The 16,854-nt window shown below is 33.9% G+C and carries 17 protein-coding genes and 1 tRNA gene; 2 read left to right on the top strand and 16 right to left on the bottom strand.

Features of this window, described 5'->3' with window-relative positions:
* Nucleotides 1–44 precede the first annotated feature (44 nt).
* Entirely contained in the window at nt 45–515 is a 471-nt protein-coding gene (locus BW951_RS06035) for a ComF family protein (protein ID WP_338076376.1), read from the top strand.
* A gap of 40 nt (nt 516–555) precedes the next feature.
* On the opposite strand, the gene BW951_RS06030 is transcribed toward BW951_RS06035, so the two are convergent.
* From BW951_RS06030 to der, 9 genes are all read right to left on the bottom strand, one after another.
* Nucleotides 556–1,755: a cytochrome-c peroxidase gene (locus tag BW951_RS06030; protein WP_076390955.1), complete on the bottom strand. Its 1,200-nt coding sequence runs from the start codon at nt 1,753–1,755 to the stop codon at nt 556–558.
* 86 nt (nt 1,756–1,841) lie between these two features.
* On the bottom strand, nt 1,842–3,188 hold the full coding sequence (locus tag BW951_RS06025) for a T9SS type A sorting domain-containing protein (RefSeq protein ID WP_076390954.1): 1,347 nt from the start codon (nt 3,186–3,188) through the stop codon (nt 1,842–1,844).
* A gap of 66 nt (nt 3,189–3,254) precedes the next feature.
* Nucleotides 3,255–4,325: a cytochrome-c peroxidase gene (locus tag BW951_RS06020; RefSeq protein ID WP_228427506.1), complete on the bottom strand. Its 1,071-nt coding sequence runs from the start codon at nt 4,323–4,325 to the stop codon at nt 3,255–3,257.
* 21 nt (nt 4,326–4,346) lie between these two features.
* Nucleotides 4,347–5,024 (bottom strand): MbnP family protein, encoded by a 678-nt coding sequence (locus tag BW951_RS06015; RefSeq protein ID WP_076390953.1) that lies wholly within the window; start codon nt 5,022–5,024, stop codon nt 4,347–4,349.
* Entirely contained in the window at nt 5,021–5,470 is a 450-nt protein-coding gene (locus tag BW951_RS06010) for a Spy/CpxP family protein refolding chaperone (protein WP_076390952.1), read from the bottom strand. Before BW951_RS06010 ends, BW951_RS06015 begins: the two co-directional genes overlap by 4 nt.
* Nucleotides 5,463–5,747, bottom strand: a complete 285-nt coding sequence (locus BW951_RS06005; RefSeq protein ID WP_076390951.1) for a hypothetical protein — start codon at nt 5,745–5,747, stop codon at nt 5,463–5,465. Before BW951_RS06005 ends, BW951_RS06010 begins: the two co-directional genes overlap by 8 nt.
* Nucleotides 5,737–6,264, bottom strand: coding sequence for an RNA polymerase sigma factor (locus tag BW951_RS06000; protein ID WP_076390950.1), 528 nt, complete (start codon nt 6,262–6,264; stop codon nt 5,737–5,739). The genes BW951_RS06005 and BW951_RS06000 overlap by 11 nt, the downstream gene beginning before the upstream one ends.
* Nucleotides 6,265–6,399: 135 nt before the next feature.
* On the bottom strand, nt 6,400–7,053 hold the full coding sequence (gene upp / locus BW951_RS05995; RefSeq protein ID WP_076390949.1) for a uracil phosphoribosyltransferase: 654 nt from the start codon (nt 7,051–7,053) through the stop codon (nt 6,400–6,402).
* Nucleotides 7,054–7,135: 82 nt separating this feature from the next.
* Nucleotides 7,136–8,446 carry a ribosome biogenesis GTPase Der gene (gene der / locus BW951_RS05990; protein ID WP_076391013.1) on the bottom strand — a complete coding sequence of 437 codons (1,311 nt, stop codon included), beginning with the start codon at nt 8,444–8,446 and terminating at the stop codon, nt 7,136–7,138.
* Between the two features lie 308 nt (nt 8,447–8,754).
* On the opposite strand from der, the gene BW951_RS05985 reads away from it, so the two are divergent.
* Nucleotides 8,755–8,825 (top strand) — tRNA-Gln (locus BW951_RS05985).
* Nucleotides 8,826–8,951: 126 nt separating this feature from the next.
* On the opposite strand, the gene BW951_RS05980 is transcribed toward BW951_RS05985, so the two are convergent.
* The 7 genes from BW951_RS05980 to BW951_RS05955 form a co-directional block, all read right to left on the bottom strand.
* Nucleotides 8,952–11,159, bottom strand: a complete 2,208-nt coding sequence (locus BW951_RS05980) for a peptidase domain-containing ABC transporter (protein WP_076390948.1) — start codon at nt 11,157–11,159, stop codon at nt 8,952–8,954.
* The gene (locus tag BW951_RS05975; protein ID WP_076390947.1) at nt 11,160–11,525 is read right to left on the bottom strand and encodes a hypothetical protein; all 366 of its coding nucleotides are present in this window, start codon (nt 11,523–11,525) and stop codon (nt 11,160–11,162) included.
* Between the two features lie 11 nt (nt 11,526–11,536).
* Nucleotides 11,537–12,826, bottom strand: a complete 1,290-nt coding sequence (locus tag BW951_RS05970) for a hypothetical protein (RefSeq protein ID WP_076390946.1) — start codon at nt 12,824–12,826, stop codon at nt 11,537–11,539.
* 1 nt (nt 12,827) lies between these two features.
* Nucleotides 12,828–14,135 carry a hypothetical protein gene (locus BW951_RS05965; protein WP_076390945.1) on the bottom strand — a complete coding sequence of 436 codons (1,308 nt, stop codon included), beginning with the start codon at nt 14,133–14,135 and terminating at the stop codon, nt 12,828–12,830.
* Between the two features lie 69 nt (nt 14,136–14,204).
* On the bottom strand, nt 14,205–14,360 hold the full coding sequence (locus BW951_RS22665; protein WP_165796729.1) for a hypothetical protein: 156 nt from the start codon (nt 14,358–14,360) through the stop codon (nt 14,205–14,207).
* Nucleotides 14,361–14,459: 99 nt separating this feature from the next.
* Nucleotides 14,460–16,628, bottom strand: a complete 2,169-nt coding sequence (locus BW951_RS05960) for an outer membrane beta-barrel family protein (RefSeq protein WP_076390944.1) — start codon at nt 16,626–16,628, stop codon at nt 14,460–14,462.
* A 1-nt stretch (nt 16,629) separates the two neighbouring features.
* Nucleotides 16,630–16,848, bottom strand: coding sequence for a hypothetical protein (locus BW951_RS05955; protein ID WP_076390943.1), 219 nt, complete (start codon nt 16,846–16,848; stop codon nt 16,630–16,632).
* Nucleotides 16,849–16,854: the final 6 nt, after the last annotated feature.

Below are 16,854 nucleotides of genomic sequence, written 5' to 3'. Positions count from 1 at the left end.
AAAAATGCAATCTTCTTTTTCCTATCGAAAATGCTTTTGCACTCATGCAGTTTGAAAAAGAAAATGTGAGCCGAAAATTAATTCATGAACTGAAGTACCGGAATCGGGAGAAAATAGGGAAAATTTTGGCTGAATGGACGACGGAAAGACTGGATTTTCGAAATCAGAAGCCTGACCTTTTGGTGACGGTTCCGCTTCATCCGAGAAAATTAAAAGAAAGAGGATATAACCAACTGCATTGGTTCGCCGAAACGCTTTCAGAATTTTATGCTATTCCGTTTGATCATGATGTGATGAAAAGAAATCATTATTCCAAAGCTCAGGCTTTGAAGGATAAACAGAACCGGCTGAAAACTGAAAGTACATTTTCAATGACTAAAAATATTTCAGGTAAGCATATTTTGCTAATTGATGATGTTTTTACAACGGGAAATACGCTGGCTTCTATTGCATGGGAGATTCTGAAATCGGGAGATAATAAAGTGAGTGTTTTGGTTATGGCGATTGATGAATAAAAAAAGCTGCTCCACAAAGAACAGCTTTAAGAAATTGTAATTATTTAAAAGGATTGCTCCATTTTTTATTGGTATATACGTCGGTTCCGGAAAGCGTTTTCAGAAATGCGATCACCGCATTTACTTCCGTGGCTGTAAGGTTTAGCTTTTGCCCGTTTCCGTTAGGTGCCAAACGCTGATCCAGATTGGTATTTCCCGGTGCAATATTGATATTTCCGTAATGACCAATCACCTGCTGAAGCGTTGTCAGGTTTCCGGTGTGCATAAACTGTCCGTTTTCTATTCCGCTGCTGTTGGTAATGTTTCTTAAACTTGGAGCTTTGGTATTAAAAACATCGATTCCGGTTCCGCTGATTTTGCCAATAATTCCATTGTTTCTGGAATTCGGATCAATATCAAATTCCGGAGCGGCGTGACAGGCTGCACAACCCAATCCGCCACCGGTACGGTTTCCTGTCGCATCAAAAACAGGAGGAGCAAGAAATAGATTTTTTCCCTGATTTTCCTGTGCCGTAAAGTTTGCAAACGGCTGCTGATCATTTGCGCTTGCGGCTCTTCCAACATCATATTTAGAATCAAAAGACTGAATACTTCGGATAAACTGCGCCAACGCATTCTGAATTCTTGTTTGATTAACGGTAGCATCTCCGTAAACAAATTTGAACATTTCCTGATAGTATTTAATGTTCTGAAGTTTTGCAATCAAATCCTGAAGTGTTCCGTCACCGTTTGTTCCGCTGAAGCCCATTTCGTTATGATCCTGAATCGGGAACGTAGTCTGTGCTTCCAGATTAGCCGCTCTTTCGTCCCAGAAAAATTTCATTTCATTGCCGAATCTTGCATTGACCAGTCTCATGGAATGTCTGCCAGTTGTTCCGTTCACTCCTGTACTCGCAACTGCATTGTCTCCAAAAGCAAGCTCCTGCTTGTGACAGCTTGAACATGAAATGGTGTTGTTTTTGGAAAGATTTTTGTCGTAAAACAGCATTCTTCCCAATGTAGCGCCCTTATCCGTAATCGGATTTCCTGCGGTATTATCTCTTGTAATATAAGCCGGTTTGGGCTGATTTGCGTAATTTTCAAGACTACTGAGATTGATATTGGAACCAAAAGCAGCCAGAATTCCGGGATATTCTTCCTGTGTAACCGGAGTTGCTTCATAGGTATCGCTGCCCGAACAGGAATATAAGGCTACTGCTATGAAGAATGCAGGAACAAGCCATGATGTAAGTTTTTTCATAAGAGGTTTTTAGAATGTTTAGTTTAAAAGTTTTACCAAGATATTTTGGATTAAATATCTGTGAGGTATTTTTTTGTGAAGATTTTTTAATGTTTTACAACTACTTTCTTTGAGATTGTATTTTTACCGTTGGAAATTTTAACCATATAGTTTCCGCTGTATAAAGTCTGGGTATCGAAATAAGCAATTGTGCTTCCTTTGATCATCTGGGTTTTCATAAGCAGCTTTCCGGACATATCATACAGATCAATATTAAGATCATATTTTAGTAAATGGTCCACCTGAATCAGCAATAAATCGCTTACCGGATTGGGATATAAAACCGTACTGATATTTTTAAATTCAGCTTCAGATACCGCAAGATTTGAAGTGTAGGTTGTAGTGGTTTCCGTTACCGAGGTCACTTTTCTGTTTGCATAAACACCGTAGTAGGTTGGTCCTATCAAATAAGGATAAGCCGAATTGTGATTGGCATCTACCGTTGCAAAATAGCAATACGTTCCGTTGGGATATTCTGGAGTTTTACAGAATCTTCCGTTATGTTCATCCAGATAATCGCCCTGTCCTGTGTGAGCTACCCATTCGTAATCCTGAATGCACGATCCCAAAGGATATGTAGAGTTTACCGGAGGTCCCGCTGTAACAGAAACGCCGTTAATCGTATTTCTTGTTGTGATATTTCTTAGCTGATAACCGGATTTCATTCGGGTAATCCCTCCTATTCCGTCGGCATTTTTGTAAGCGTAAGCTCCGTAGATCGGAAATCCGTCGTAGGCGAAACCGATAAGCGGAGAATGCTGTGAAGTATTAATGGTGTATAATCCGTTCGCATCATAAGGATTACATACCGTGGAAATTAAATTCAGATCATATTTAAAAGCAGATGGATTCTGATGATGGTGATAATTTGTTCCTGCAGGATGTCCTTTGGAGCAGTCGAACCCTAATTTTTCATAAACAATTGCATCGCGCTGCCAGACTCCGTCGCCTGTTCCACCTGTGGGACCTCCTGCCCAAGCATTGGTGGAAGATTTCCAGGAAACGCCGTCTTTAGGATCAAAACCTGCGACCCCATTGATAAAAACAGCAATATTTCCGAGTGAAGTCGCTGTTGGTGTTCCTGTATTTTGAACCGGAGTTAATGGAAATTTAAAAATGGCATTCTGATTTCCTGCCTGATTGGGATTTCCATCCTGAAAAGGACCTGTAGGATAAGCCGGAATTCCTTTGGTAGAAATATAAACATTGCTTGCAGAATATTGTACCGCCTGACAATTTACGAGAATGCTGTTCCCCTGTGGAATAGAGTTTCCGTTCGGGTAGTAAGTTCCTGTTGCCGTTGTGTTTTGCAGCCATGAAGTTACTGCGGGACCTTGAGCATTAGCCAAAGTTCCCAATAAAGATAAAAACAAGTAGGTAATTTTTTTTCTCATGCCGATATTTTGAGGTTTTCACTTTAAAATATTAAAGTCTCATTACTTTCTTAGACGACAATACATTTATTTTCCTTCGGAGGGCAGTAAAATTTCTTTCGGAAACTGAAAATTCTGGTTTTTCACAAATTCTCTATCGTTAAGAGTAAGCAGAAATGCGATGAGATCAACTTTTTCATGATCTGTAAGGATGATTTTTTTTCTGAATTCTTTTGAAACTTTTGAATTCTGCTGTATTCCGTTGGTGTAATGGTTAATTACCTGACTTAATCTGGTGAATCTTCCATCGTGCATATAAGGATAAGAATAGCTTAGATTTCTTAAAGAAGGGATTTTAAACATCAAACTGTCTTTCTTTTGTCGGGTAACTCCCATTCTTCCAACATCTTTCAGATATGAATCCATCGGCAATCCGTTAGCTGCAAATTGGTAGGATGAAAAAAGAGGTTCCTGATGACAGGAATGGCAGTTTTGTTTAAAAATCTCATAGCCTTTCTGTTCCTGCTCCGTGAAGCTCTCTTTTCCTTTTTTTACCTGATCGTATTTGGAATCTGCGGAAATTAAGGTAAGCTGAAATTGGGCAATAGCCTTCAAAAGATGCTGTCCTGTAACGGTGCTGTCTGAAAAAGCTTTGTAAAAAAGGGTTCTGTACAATTTTTTAGCCTGAAGTTTTTTAACAACATTTTCAATAGATTCTGCCATTTCCTTTTTATCGCTTATCGGAGCTAAAGCCTGAACTTCAATATGATTAACCGCACCATCCCACATAAAATCTTTCTGCCACGCCAGATTAAACAGCGCCGGAGCATTTCTTTTTCCGATAGAATCTCCGATTCCATGACTTAAGGCGTGATCCGTATGTGCAAAGGCGTTGTACGAAGTATGGCAGGAAGCGCAGGAAACCGTTCCGTCTTTTGATAAAACAGGATCGTAGAACAAGACTCTTCCCAACTCTACTTTTTCTTTGGTTAACGGTTCTTTTTTAAAATCGTAAACAGGTTTTGGAAAATATTCGGGGATGTAAAGTGTGTAGAGATCTTTGAAGGTAAAAGCCAATAACGGAATCAGAAATAAAAAAGCAAGAATGTATTTCTGCATTCCTCTCATAAGATGAAATTTACCTTTATCATTATTCATAATAATATTTTTATCGGAACATCATTTAGAATCTGTAGAAAATATTTTCTGAAACTGACGGGCAAGAACGACTGCTTTTTCTCCCGTTGACATTACGGAATGAGTTTTACTTAAATCAATTTCTGATAAAAACCGTAAAATATCTACAAAAATTACATTTTGGTTTCTTTTCAAGGGCAAAATAACTGTTTGTAATGTTTCAAAAGGTTTTAAATATCTTCCAACATGAAACTGAAAATCTTTATGAACAGCACCTGATTTTTCAGAATTTCCTTCTATCTTAAAGTTAATATATCCGCTTTGCCACGACCAGTACATTCCGTTCACCGGGTCAAGATCTCCACCCATTGCTCCGGAAACATTGGTAAGACTGTCAATTCCGATATTGAATTGAATTTCGTCGAAATCATCTGGAGTATTTTTATCAAAATCTATTTTCAATCTGTTTTCAGAATCAATTAAATAAGATTTTTCCGGTGTTTTGTAAACGATTTTTTCTGATTTTTTAAGACAGACATCCGAAACGTAAAATTTTAATTTAGATAGGGAAATTACATCATCTTTTAATGCATATTTTTTCTCTATTTTCAGTTTTTCAGAACCCCAAACCGGACTGAACTGTATTCCGGTAAAGATGTTCTGCGAAAAGAGAAAATTCACCGAAGCCAGGAAAATAAAAACGAAATAATTTTTTTTCATCGCTCGTGTGGAGGTTTCGGTCCCGGAGCAAAAAGAGATTCAAATTCATCAATAAGATGATCAAAATCCTGCAACTGGTCGGGACGGCAGATTTTTCTGATGTCCTGAAAATGTTTAAAATTAATTTTCTCGGTTTCCATGCTTATTGTTCCGATATGCTGCACCAAAGAATCTCCGTTTATCTGATCTTTATTTTTTAATAATGAATAATACTGCGTTTTCGCATCCATCATTTCGTGTTCTTTTTCTCTGATCTGCATTCTGTGCTGCTGAATCAGCACGTCATATTGCTGTATCTGTTTTTCATCCAAATGCAGCCGTTCAATAATGAGATTTCTCGGCCCCGAATGATGCGGAGGTTTTCGCGTGAGCATGAAGATTACCAATAAGAGATTGGAAATCAGCAGACCAACGATAATAAAAATGTAAAATCTGTTTTTAGTCATACGAAAAAGTATTTTGTGATTTCATCATAAATAAGATATCAAAATCCGATCTGGAAGAATCTTTTGTATTTTGAATAACTTTTACGTTCAAACTGATCAGAATAACAATCACGGCTGCCGCGGCGAAAATCCATTTTGGGGAAACAACATCTTTCTTCTGATTCTCAATTTTACTGAGAATCTTTCCGTACAATTCTGAAGGAGTCTCCACACTCTGAATTTTTTCTAATATCTGCAACTGATCTTCCATTACATACTTAGACGATTTATTTTTCATATTCCTTCTGTTGATTTAGTTTTTGGATAAGATTTTTTTTGGCACGCTGAAAAAGAGATTCCACTGCTTTCTGACTGATATTCATGATTTCAGCGGTTTCCTGTTGGGAATTCCCTTCAATTTTCAGTAAAATAACGACTGTTTTCTGATCATTCGGAAGCATATTGATGAAGCTGAAAATTTTTATGACTTCTTCTTTCTGCTCGAGAACCACACCGGGATGATTGAAATCTACCGGTTCATTCTGTCTGTTTTCAGCATCCGAATCTCTGAAAAGACCGAAAAAGAATCTTTTCCTGGAATTTTTATGTTTAAGAAAATCTAAAGACGTATTGATTGCGATGCGGTAAATCCATGTCTTTAAGGATGACTCATTTTTAAAGCCATCAATCTTTTGTGATATTTTTACAAAAACATCCTGAGTTATTTCTTCTGCATCTTCGGTATTCTGGGTATACTGCAAGGCAAGATTATACACCATCTTCTGATGCTGATAGAAAATAAACTCGAAATTCATATTCCGGTTTTCATTACGGTCACTTTTTGTATTAGACGAGAAAAAATATTTTTTCCTTCGGCTTTTTCGGTTTCCGTAAAAATAAAAGAAATTCAGATGTAAAAATGATTTCGAAAAAAATTGCTCAGAGAAATTTTATCGCTGTAGTTTTTCGCCATAGCTTAAGTCTCCCGCATCACCCAATCCAGGAGTAATGTAGCCTTTTGAGGTAAGGTTTTCATCAATGGCTCCTACCCAGATTTTGGCATCGGGATACGCTTTTTCTATGGTTTCTACTCCCTGTCTTGAAGCAATTGCTGCAACAATATGAAGTTCTGTAGGCTTTCCGTTTGTTAATAAATCTTTGATGGCTTCGATAAGAGAAGCTCCGGTTGCCAACATCGGATCGGCAACAATTAAGGGTCTTCCTTCGATATTGGGACACGTTAAATAGTCCTGTTTAATAGAAAAATAATCGTTGGCATCGTGTTTTCTGTAAGCTGCAACAAATCCGCAGTCTGCTTTATCAAGATAATTCAAAATTCCTTCAAACAAAGGAACTCCGGCTCTCAAAATGGTTGTAATGACGGGCTGAACAGCAATTTCTTTCACTTTAATCGTATCCAGAGGAGTCTGAATTTCAATTTCTCTCTGCTCCAGTGTTTTGCTGATCTCGAAAGCAGCAATTTCGCCGATTCTTTCCATATTTCTGCGGAATCTCATACGGTCGTTCTGGATTTCAACATTTCGAAGCTCATTGATCCATGAATTAACTAAAGAAAATTGTTCTGATAAAACGATTGTATTCATTATTTTGAAAAGCTTTTATCTAAAAATATATATTTAATGAAGAATAAAATCCCTCTCAGAAAAATCTGAAAGGGATTACAATTTATTTTTGTCTGAAATACACTTCGATAGGAACTCCGGTAAACCCGAATTCTTTTCTCAATTGGTTTTCAGTAAATCTTTTATATGGTTCTTTTACGTATTGCGGTAAGTTACAGAAGAATACAAATTGTGGTGACGGCGTCGGAAGCTGTACACAGTATTTGATTTTAATGTATTTTCCTTTGTTTGCAGGAGGCGGTGTCTGTTCAAAAATAGGAAGCATCACTTCATTAAGTTTTGAAGTTTTGATCTTTTTCTTACGGTCTTCATACACCTGCATTGCCATGTCTACCGCTTTCAGGATTCTCTGCTTCGTTAATGCAGAAACGAATAAAATAGGAATATCCTGAAACTGCCCGATCTTGTCTTTAATCTGTTTTTCGAAATCACGCATGGTGTTGGTCTCCTTACCTTCAATCAAATCCCATTTATTAACAAGAATCACAATTCCTTTTCTGTTTTTCTGAGCCAGACCAAAGATGTTCATATCCTGAGATTCCCATCCCTGAGTAGCATCCACCATAATAATCACAACATCAGAGTATTCGATGGAACGGATAGAACGCATTACAGAATAGAATTCCAAGTCTTCGCTTACTTTAGATTTTCTTCTCATTCCGGCTGTATCTACCAATACAAACTCGTGTCCGAATTTGTTATAAAGGGTCTGGATACTGTCTCTTGTTGTTCCTGCCACATCTGTTACGATATTTCTGTCGGCATCAAGCAAAGCATTTGTCATAGTAGATTTTCCTACGTTCGGACGACCTGCGATGGTAATTTTCGGTAATCCTTCGAAAGGATCTTTGTATTCGGTAGTCGGGAAATCCTTTACCACATCGTCCAGTAAATCTCCTGTTCCTGAACCTGTTGCAGAGGACAAAGTGTAATATTTTTCAATTCCCAACTGATAAAATTCTGTAGCTGCCAATTCTTCTTTGGAAGAATCTACTTTATTGATAACCACATATACCGGCTTATTGGATCTTCTCAACATTTCATGGATTTCGTAATCCGTATCTGTAAGTCCTTCTTCTACATTCAACATAAAAATGATAGAAGTTGCCTCATCAATCGCCAACTGAACCTGCTTTGAAATTTCTCCCTGGAAAACATCGTCATTATTTACATCGTACCCTCCTGTATCAATTACAGTGAAGTCTACCCCGTTCCAGTCGGATTTTCCGTAATGACGGTCTCTGGTAACACCGGCGGTAGAGTCTACGATAGCCTCTCTTCTTTCCAGTAAACGATTAAAAAGCGTTGATTTTCCTACGTTGGGACGTCCAACGATTGCGACAATATTCGACATAAAAATGTTTAATAAATAATTATTAATGGGTTTCTCCAACTTTTGGAGCCCAATTTTTTGCAAAGGTAAGCTTTTTATTTTATTTGAAATTCTTCATGTTTAAAGCCGATTAAAGAGATCAAAAAATCAGAATATTAGCTGCCGAAACATATTTTAAGAATTAAAACGCAGTATCGGATTTAAATTTCAATAAAAAAGCAGAAAATAAATCTTTGTAAATCAATTAATAATCGAGAAACACGCATTTTTTCTTTCAATATGATTTTTATTTTTAAAATAATTTATATAATTTCGCGTCATAGAAATACAGACCCATGGTGTAGCGGTAACACTACTGATTTTGGTTCAGTCATCTGGGGTTCGAATCCCTGTGGGTCTACGAAAACCGTTAATTTTCAAATTAACGGTTTTTTTGTATATAAAAATGTTTTGTGCTATTGATATTAATTATGACTGCTTTTCATCAAAAAGGTATTGATCTTTAAAGAATTTTAATTTATATAAATTAGCTGCCCAACTCCAGCTGGTTTTTTACCAGATTATAGTAATCTGCTTTATTATCAACCAATGTCTGATGATTTCCATGCTCTACAATTCTTCCATTTTTTAAGACAATAATTTGATCGGCATTTTTCACTGTACTTAAACGGTGTGCGATTATTAAAACTGTTTTTCCTTTGAAAAACTGTTGTAAATTGTCATGGATGATTTTTTCATTTTCGGCATCAAGTGCAGAAGTAGCTTCATCAAAAAAAATGTAATGAGGGTTTTTATAAACTGCTCTTGCAATAAGTATTCTTTGTTTTTGCCCACCAGAAATACCATTTCCTGATGCTCCGATTTTGGTATTATATCCTAAAGGAAGTTCATCTATAAACTCTTCTATATTTGCAATTTTTACTGCGTTTTGAAGTTTTTCTCTGTTTACCTCCTCATCACCAGTGGCAATATTTCTTTCAATAGTATCTGAAAATATAAAGCCATCCTGCATTACGACACCACAATTTTCCCGTAAACTTTTTGGGGAAATTTTTGATATATTTTCAGAATTATAGAAAAGTTCCCCTCTTGTTGGTTCGTAAAATCTCAGAAGCAGTTTCATTAAAGTAGTTTTTCCACTACCGCTTGCGCCGACAATTGCCGTTATTTTTCCTTCCGGAATTTTAAAACTAATATCTTTAAGAACAAATGGAGATTTAGGACCTTCATATTGAAATGAAACATCATTAATATTGATCCCTTGATTATTTAATAAAGATGTTTTTGGAAGAGGGATTAAATTTTCATTTTCTTCATCTTCATGATACTGAACTTCAGAGAGTCTTTCCAAACTAAGCTTGGCATCCTGTAGAGAATAAAAAAATGTTGTAATACTGTTAAGAGGAGAGATCATTTGTCCCAATATAAAAGAAATTGCCATAAGCTCACCTAATGACATTTCTCCTTTTATCACACAAACAGCTGATATATAGGTTACAATAATGTTCTTAATCTGGTTGATTATTTCAAAACCGCCGATCTGAAATTGAGTTAACCTCAGAACTCTTGCATTTATTTGTAATAATTTATCCTGAATTTTCTGCCATTCTTTATTCTTAAAATCCTGAAACTGATTTAGCTTCATCTCTGTTACACCATTTATAATCTCATAGATGGCATTTTGATTTTCACTTTTTAATTTAAATTTATAAAAATCGAGTATGCTTCTTTTCTTTAGAAAATATGCAGACCAACAAACAGCTAAAACAGTAAGAAGCAAATAAATGAACAGTATTGTGTAGTTGTAATATCCCAAAATCACAAAAAATACACAAAATGAAATAATGGAAAAAATAGTGATTAAACTCTGTGAAGTTAAAAAATTTTCGATTCTTTCATTATCCTGAATTCTTTGAGTGAAATCGCCCATCATTTTAGTATCAAAGAATTTTATTTTTAACTGTAATAATTTTCTTAGAAAGTCTGAAATAATTGTTATGCTGATTTTTGTTCCTACTTTTAAAACCAGCCAGTTTCTAATGATTTCAACAGTCATAGCTCCCAGAAACAAGCTGATCTGCGCAAAAAGTATCAATTGAACAATTGACAGATTTTTGTCCGTAATTCCTTTGTCTATAAGATTTTGCGTTAAAAACGGGAAAGCGATGTTTACTAAATTGCCTAAAAGCAAAGATAATAACATCCACAAAAACTGTTTTTTATGCTGAAATAAAATTCCTGCTAAATATTTGATATTTATTTTATTTTCCGCAGGTGGAGAATATTCATAGAAAGCATCTGTAGGATTGAGAAATAATGCAACACCTTTGTTGTCGCTGCTAATCCAATGCTTTAAAAATTCAGTTTCCTTAAGGTATAATATACCATAGGAAGGATCAACAATTTTAAACAATAAGCCTCTTTTAAAAAAAGACTTATTGCCTTTTTTGGATCCTTTTATTTTTTCTAAAACTATAAAATGGTTTTGATCCCAATGTAATATACAGGGTGTAGGTAAATCTAAAAGCTGGTCTAAATTTATTCTGGTTGTTACTGTTTCAAATCCTATGCTTTGCGCCGCTTCGCTGATTCCTAATAAAGATACTCCATCTCTTGTAAGAAATGATTTTTCTCTTAAATATTTCAGAGTATATTTTTTTCCATACTCATTGGCAATCATAGCCAGACAAGCCGGACCACAGTCCATGATATTATACTGAGGAATAAATTTCATTTATTTGTTGGTTGATTCAATAAAATCAGATATTTTTTTCAGTTTTTTCAATATAAGGGGATTCAATAAATCGTTTTTACTTTGATAATTTAATTCAATTTCATTACCTTCTAGTTTAACAAACGTTTTGTCATTTTTAGTTTCAAGATCACTAATCTTCGACCATACTAACTTCTGGTTCGTTGTTTTATACTCTTTGCCTAGCTCTTTTTTTAAATAGTTCAGTATCGACTCTTTTTGCTTTGCATCAAAAGAAGTCGAATAACTATAGCTTTCGGAAGACTTTGTACTACTGGTAGTTTTTGTCTGGGCTGTTCCTAAATTTGATAATGCAGTCATAAGTATTAAAAGTATTATTTTTTTCATTTTTTATTTTGCTATTCGATGATATTAATTGCTCTTTTATCATAAAGTAATGATAAAAAGTATAAGCCGGCTTCTACAGGCCAATCTTGCGTTAAAGTACTTAATAAATCCGTTACTTCCTCCTCTTTATTTCTATTTAATTTATCAATAATTCCGGGTAATTCATCATGATATTTAATTTTTACTTTATAACCTCGCACAAACATGACTAACTCATCTCCAATTTTTTCATAATATGTTTTAAATGGATAAGGAGTAATTATTTTTTTATTCTCAAGTACTTCATAATTATCTACATCATATTTTATTTTATCATTTAAGGTTATTGGGATATTTGCCCATCCGCCATTACTTAAAATTGCTAATTTAAATTCTTTGTGTAAGTACTTCATCAAATCCAGGAAAGATAGGTGTCTAAGATTTTCATCTAAATTAATTACTGATTCAATGGCATTAAATGAATCTTCAACTTCTACGTTTTTATCCGGACTTAATATTTGTTTGTTATCATTCAAATATTGCTGAGAAATAGAATTTAAAATTGCAGATGTAAAACCTTTTCTTGTAGGATTGTTAAATCCAACTATAAATCCGATAGACAATTCATCAGAAAATCCTATATGATACTTATTCCATGGCATAAAATAAAAATCTCCAGTTTCGAAAGGATATGCATCCGAATAAGGCAGAAGTGGTTCTATATCTGTATTATTTTCTTTTTTGCCAGTTAACCCCTTATATGTATCTTCTTCCCAATTATACATTATTTTTGGACCGGGTCCAAGATGAAAATGCATTATATTCTCGCCCTTAATATCAATATGAATTCCCAAAGGTGTCCATCCGTAATTTCCTACAAACAGAGTCATTTCCAGTCCTGTTAAAGGTATTCCTACTTTATCCAGTAAAGGCTGTAATTTTAATAAAATATTCTGTGAAACTTTCTCTGAAAATTTTTCAGTTCTATTAATAATCATTCCGAATTTTTGTTTTTCAAAAACTCTTTCGGCATAACTTTCCAAAGTTTCTTTTTCAGTTGGTGGAGCATCAAAAAGTTTGGATATATAGTTTATATCCTGTTCTTCACCTTTTATGTACACTCTAAACCCATACTGATTAGTTCTATGAGTATAAATCTCCTGTAAAATCTTTACTGCTTCGTTCTTTAATATATCAATATCATCATTAGAAATTACATTTTTGTATACTTTTGTTTTAGTAAAATTCCCACTATCTTCTAAAAAATGATCCCACCACTCCGCAGAAAAAGATTCTACTTTTTCGATAATTGCCTGTTCCATCTTATTTCAACTGATTAGTTTCAACAATATTAATAGCTCTCTTGTCATAAAGGAGCGATAAAAAGTATAAACCTGCTTCTACAGGCCAATCAACTATCAAATTACTGAGTAAATCCGTTACCAGTTCTTCTTTATTCTGGTTTAACTTATCAATTATATTTATTAGCTCATCATGATATCTAATTTTCACCTTATATCCTCTTGCAAAAATCACCAATTCATCATCTATTTTTTCGTAAAATGTTTTAAAGGGATATGGAGTGATAATTTTCTTATTATCCAGTATTTCATAATTATCAATCTCATACTTGATTTTATCACTTAAGGTCACAGGAATACTCGCCCATCCCCCGTTGCTTAAAATCGCTAATTTATACTCTTTGTGGAGATACTTTAATAAATCAATAAAAGTCAGTCCTTTTAGATTTTCATTGAGATTTAGTACGGATTTAATATTTTCAAACGTTAAATCAATATCTTTGTCCTTATTTGGGCTTAAAATTTCGTCATCCTCATTAAGATGCTGCAAATGAAGGGCATCAAGAATTGCGGTAGTAAAACTCCTCTTTGTAGGATTGTTAAACCAAATGGTAAGGCCTACAGAAAATTGGTCTGAGAAGCCGATATGATATTTATTCCAAGGCATATAATAAAGATCTCCCGTTTCAAAGGGATAACTTTCTGCGTATGGTAAAAGTGGTTCGACATCTTTATTATTATCTTTTTTACCGGTCAGTTCCTTATAATCTTCCTCGTTCCAGTTGTACATAATTTTAGGACCAGGCCCCAAATGAAAATGAATAACATTTTCGCCTCTGGTATCCTGATGAATCCCTAAAGGAGTCCATCCGTAGTTTCCAATTAGTATGTGAGCACTTAATCCTGTTAGGGGAATACCTACTTTATCGAGTAATGGCTGTATTTTTAATAATACATTACGAGCTAATTCTTCAGAAAATTTTTCAGTATGATTAATGATCATTCCAAATTTCTTATCTGAAAACACTCTATTAAAATATTCTGTAATATTTTCATTATCAAAAGGCGCATGGTTTTCGAATAAATTAGTCATAAAAGTATTATCCTGTTCCTTCCCATCTAAGTATATTCTAAAACCATACTTATTTGTTTTTAATAAATATAATTCTTGTAGAATTTTAACTATTTCTTCATTTAAAAGAACAACATCCGCATCGCTTATTACACCTTTAAATACTTTGGTCTCTGTAAAGTTTCCATTTTCTTTTAGGAAAAAATCCCACCATTCTGAAGAAAATGGTTTTATTTCTGCTAATATCTCTGTATTCATAGTTATATGTTTTTAAATTTTATAAGGCGGTGGATTTTCCACCGCCTTTAGCTGTAAAAACTTTAGTTTTTAGTTTGTTACTGTTGTTACTACATCTACAACAGTTTTAACTGTTCTTACAGTTTTAATAGTGTCAGCCATACCTCCTTTGATCTCTGCAGATTCAAGCGGTGATAAAGTGCTAACATTCAAAAAATCTTTGGCATTGAATTTTTTCTTTTCCATGTTATTAATTTTTTAATGGGTTAAACAATCGGCAAACTTTTAAAGACACCAGAACTTTAACGTTCTGTTTTATACCCTCGTTGGTCTTTATTTATGCGTTTATTTTTTAAGTCTGTTTTTTTCTTCTTCGTTACTTCCTTCTATCTGAGTACTTTTGATATCTTTATTACCAAATTTGTAAACTAATGACAGCCTTAAAAACCTTATATCCTCATAGTTTTTGTATATAATCTGATAATTATTGGTTATTGAAGTCTGGGTTATGATACTGCTTTTTAAAATGTCATTTCCAATAATTGCAAGACTCAGATTTTTATTTAAAAACAAAAATTTTAATGATACATCAAGCTGGCTGTATGCGGAAATTCTGTCTACTCCCGAAACTCCCTTAAAATTGTAAGAATAATTCAGTCCGAATAAAACGGTCTTTTCCTTATTAAGACTAAAAGTATTATTGGTAGTCAGGTTATAATTAAATCCGTCCACATTAGAGTTTATATATGGCACTGTTGATTTTGAATTAGAATAATACACATCAAAACTGTTATAACTTTGAAACCATTTTTTTAAGTTTAATGTATACGATTCTGAAAGACCTATGATTTGTGAGTTCAAATAATTTAAAATTATATTTGCCTGTAAATTATTATTCACTGGATCTATCAAAATAATACCGCCTGAACCATCTGTTATTTTAGAGTAGTAAAGCTTACTTGTCCAGTTATTTTTAAGAGTATAACTCAACTCCATGTTATGACTGTAACTTGGCTGAAGAAAGGGATTGCCTTCAGAATACTGGTATTTGTTATTGTATATTCTGAATGGATTTAAATCCTCAAAATTGGGTCTGTTTAATCTTCTGCTGTAGTTAATTGAGAAAATATTATTTTCATCAGGAGTATATGTCAGATAAAATGTTGGAAATAATTTCGAGTAATTATTCTTATTTATTCTATCTAAAGAAATTGAATTCCCCTCAGTTTGTGTAGTTTCAAATCTTAGACCCAGCTGGGTTTCCCATTTCTCGGATAATTTTTTGCTGGCAGAAAAATACAGTGCTTCTGTATTTTCTTTATAAACAAACCGATTACTCTGTGCAGCATCATATATTGAACTTCCTGAACTAAGATTGTACAAAGCCAGATCTGTTTTATTCTTTGTAAAAGAAACTTTCCCACCAAAAGTAAAATCTGCGAACTTAGTCGGAAAATCCACATCAACATTTGCCGAATAATTTTCAATATCCTGTTTTGAAATATTATTGGCAGAATAATATGAATTGGGAATTACCACATTGTTTGCCAACAAATTATTTGAGCTAAAAATCCTGTCTTGTGTATCTTTAAATTTCAAATAGTTAAAATTTGCTGAAATTTTTCTACCCAGAGTATCTAATTTATAAACGGAATAAAAATCTACAGTATTAAATCTATTTCTTATTCTATTTTCAGCTTTATTAACGATTAAGGAGTCAATAGAATTACTAATATTATCTGTTATGGTTGAATGATCATTTTCTAAATTTCTTTTCTTGTTATTACTGGACATATACTGTACGCCAATATTAAACTTGTCAGAAAATCTGTAATTTACGCCCAATTTTCCACGAACCAAATCGTAATAGTTTCTGTTTGTATTTACTTCTCTCCATATCTGATTGGGATAAAAGAAAGTTGTATTATAGCTGGGAGCAATCGATCCGTTTGTATATCCCAAATCAGATTCAATAGAAATTTTATCTTTATTATAATTAAAACTTCCTCCTATAGTTCCCGCAGGATAAGTGGTTTGTGTATAAGTACTTCTCACTGAACTGTTCCAACTATTTTGTTTTACTTTATTAAGCTTTATATTAATGATCCCGCTATTTCCTTGTGCTTCATATTTGGACGGTGGCACTGTAATTACTTCAATACTTTTAATATTGTCTGATGGTATTGTTTTTAAAAAACTTATAAGATCATCTCCTGAGAGTTTTATTACTTTATCATCCACCATCACAATCATTCCGCTTTTACCTATCATCGAAATTTTGTCATTGAGCACGCGTATTCCAGGTGTTACTTTTAAGGCATCAAGTGCATCTCCCCCCGTTGCAGAAATTGAATTTTCAACATTAAATACCAATCTGTCGATTTTTCTTTCAATCAATTTTTTCTTTGTAACAATTTCTATTTGCTCTATTTGCTTTTCTACAATCTTATTGATCGAGTCCTGAGCAAAAGAAAAGACAGATATTAATAAAAAAAGTAATGTATATTTTTTCATTCTATTTTTCAGCGGAACCTACACTTTGAGTTTTCCAGTGAGTTCCTTTTATTGGAGGATCCTTTTGGTTTTCACTAGAGTCTTTTTCTTTTTTACTATCCTTTTGTAAAGTAATATTATCTGAAACAGTATTTGGATAATTTAGATCTTCAGTTTCCCTGCAAGAATTTAACAACACACAAAAAAGCCCAAGTAAGATTATAGTGATTTTGAATTTCATACTTTT

It is taken from the genome of Chryseobacterium gambrini (genome assembly GCF_900156825.1).
Taxonomy (GTDB): Bacteria; Bacteroidota; Bacteroidia; order Flavobacteriales; family Weeksellaceae; genus Chryseobacterium; species Chryseobacterium gambrini.
Note: the sequence above shows the minus strand (reverse complement) of the source record. Positions and strands in the feature narration are given on the sequence as shown.

Bases quoted from the DNA above. Each gene is read 5' to 3' on its own strand.
- BW951_RS05970 (WP_076390946.1), bottom strand. From the start codon at position 12,826: ATGGAACAGGCAATTATCGAAAAAGTAGAATCTTTTTCTGCGGAGTGG.
- BW951_RS06035 (WP_338076376.1), top strand. From the start codon at position 45: ATGCAGTTTGAAAAAGAAAATGTGAGCCGAAAATTAATTCATGAACTG.
- BW951_RS06030 (WP_076390955.1), bottom strand. From the start codon at position 1,755: ATGAAAAAACTTACATCATGGCTTGTTCCTGCATTCTTCATAGCAGTA.
- BW951_RS06010 (WP_076390952.1), bottom strand. From the start codon at position 5,470: ATGACTAAAAACAGATTTTACATTTTTATTATCGTTGGTCTGCTGATT.
- BW951_RS06020 (WP_228427506.1), bottom strand. From the start codon at position 4,325: ATGAATAATGATAAAGGTAAATTTCATCTTATGAGAGGAATGCAGAAA.
- BW951_RS05965 (WP_076390945.1), bottom strand. From the start codon at position 14,135: ATGAATACAGAGATATTAGCAGAAATAAAACCATTTTCTTCAGAATGG.
- BW951_RS06000 (WP_076390950.1), bottom strand. From the start codon at position 6,264: ATGAATTTCGAGTTTATTTTCTATCAGCATCAGAAGATGGTGTATAAT.
- der (WP_076391013.1), bottom strand. From the start codon at position 8,446: ATGTCGAATATTGTCGCAATCGTTGGACGTCCCAACGTAGGAAAATCA.
- BW951_RS05975 (WP_076390947.1), bottom strand. From the start codon at position 11,525: ATGAAAAAAATAATACTTTTAATACTTATGACTGCATTATCAAATTTA.
- BW951_RS06015 (WP_076390953.1), bottom strand. From the start codon at position 5,024: ATGAAAAAAAATTATTTCGTTTTTATTTTCCTGGCTTCGGTGAATTTT.
- BW951_RS05980 (WP_076390948.1), bottom strand. From the start codon at position 11,159: ATGAAATTTATTCCTCAGTATAATATCATGGACTGTGGTCCGGCTTGT.
- BW951_RS06005 (WP_076390951.1), bottom strand. From the start codon at position 5,747: ATGAAAAATAAATCGTCTAAGTATGTAATGGAAGATCAGTTGCAGATA.
- BW951_RS05955 (WP_076390943.1), bottom strand. From the start codon at position 16,848: ATGAAATTCAAAATCACTATAATCTTACTTGGGCTTTTTTGTGTGTTG.
- BW951_RS05960 (WP_076390944.1), bottom strand. From the start codon at position 16,628: ATGAAAAAATATACATTACTTTTTTTATTAATATCTGTCTTTTCTTTT.
- BW951_RS22665 (WP_165796729.1), bottom strand. From the start codon at position 14,360: ATGGAAAAGAAAAAATTCAATGCCAAAGATTTTTTGAATGTTAGCACT.
- upp (WP_076390949.1), bottom strand. From the start codon at position 7,053: ATGAATACAATCGTTTTATCAGAACAATTTTCTTTAGTTAATTCATGG.
- BW951_RS06025 (WP_076390954.1), bottom strand. From the start codon at position 3,188: ATGAGAAAAAAAATTACCTACTTGTTTTTATCTTTATTGGGAACTTTG.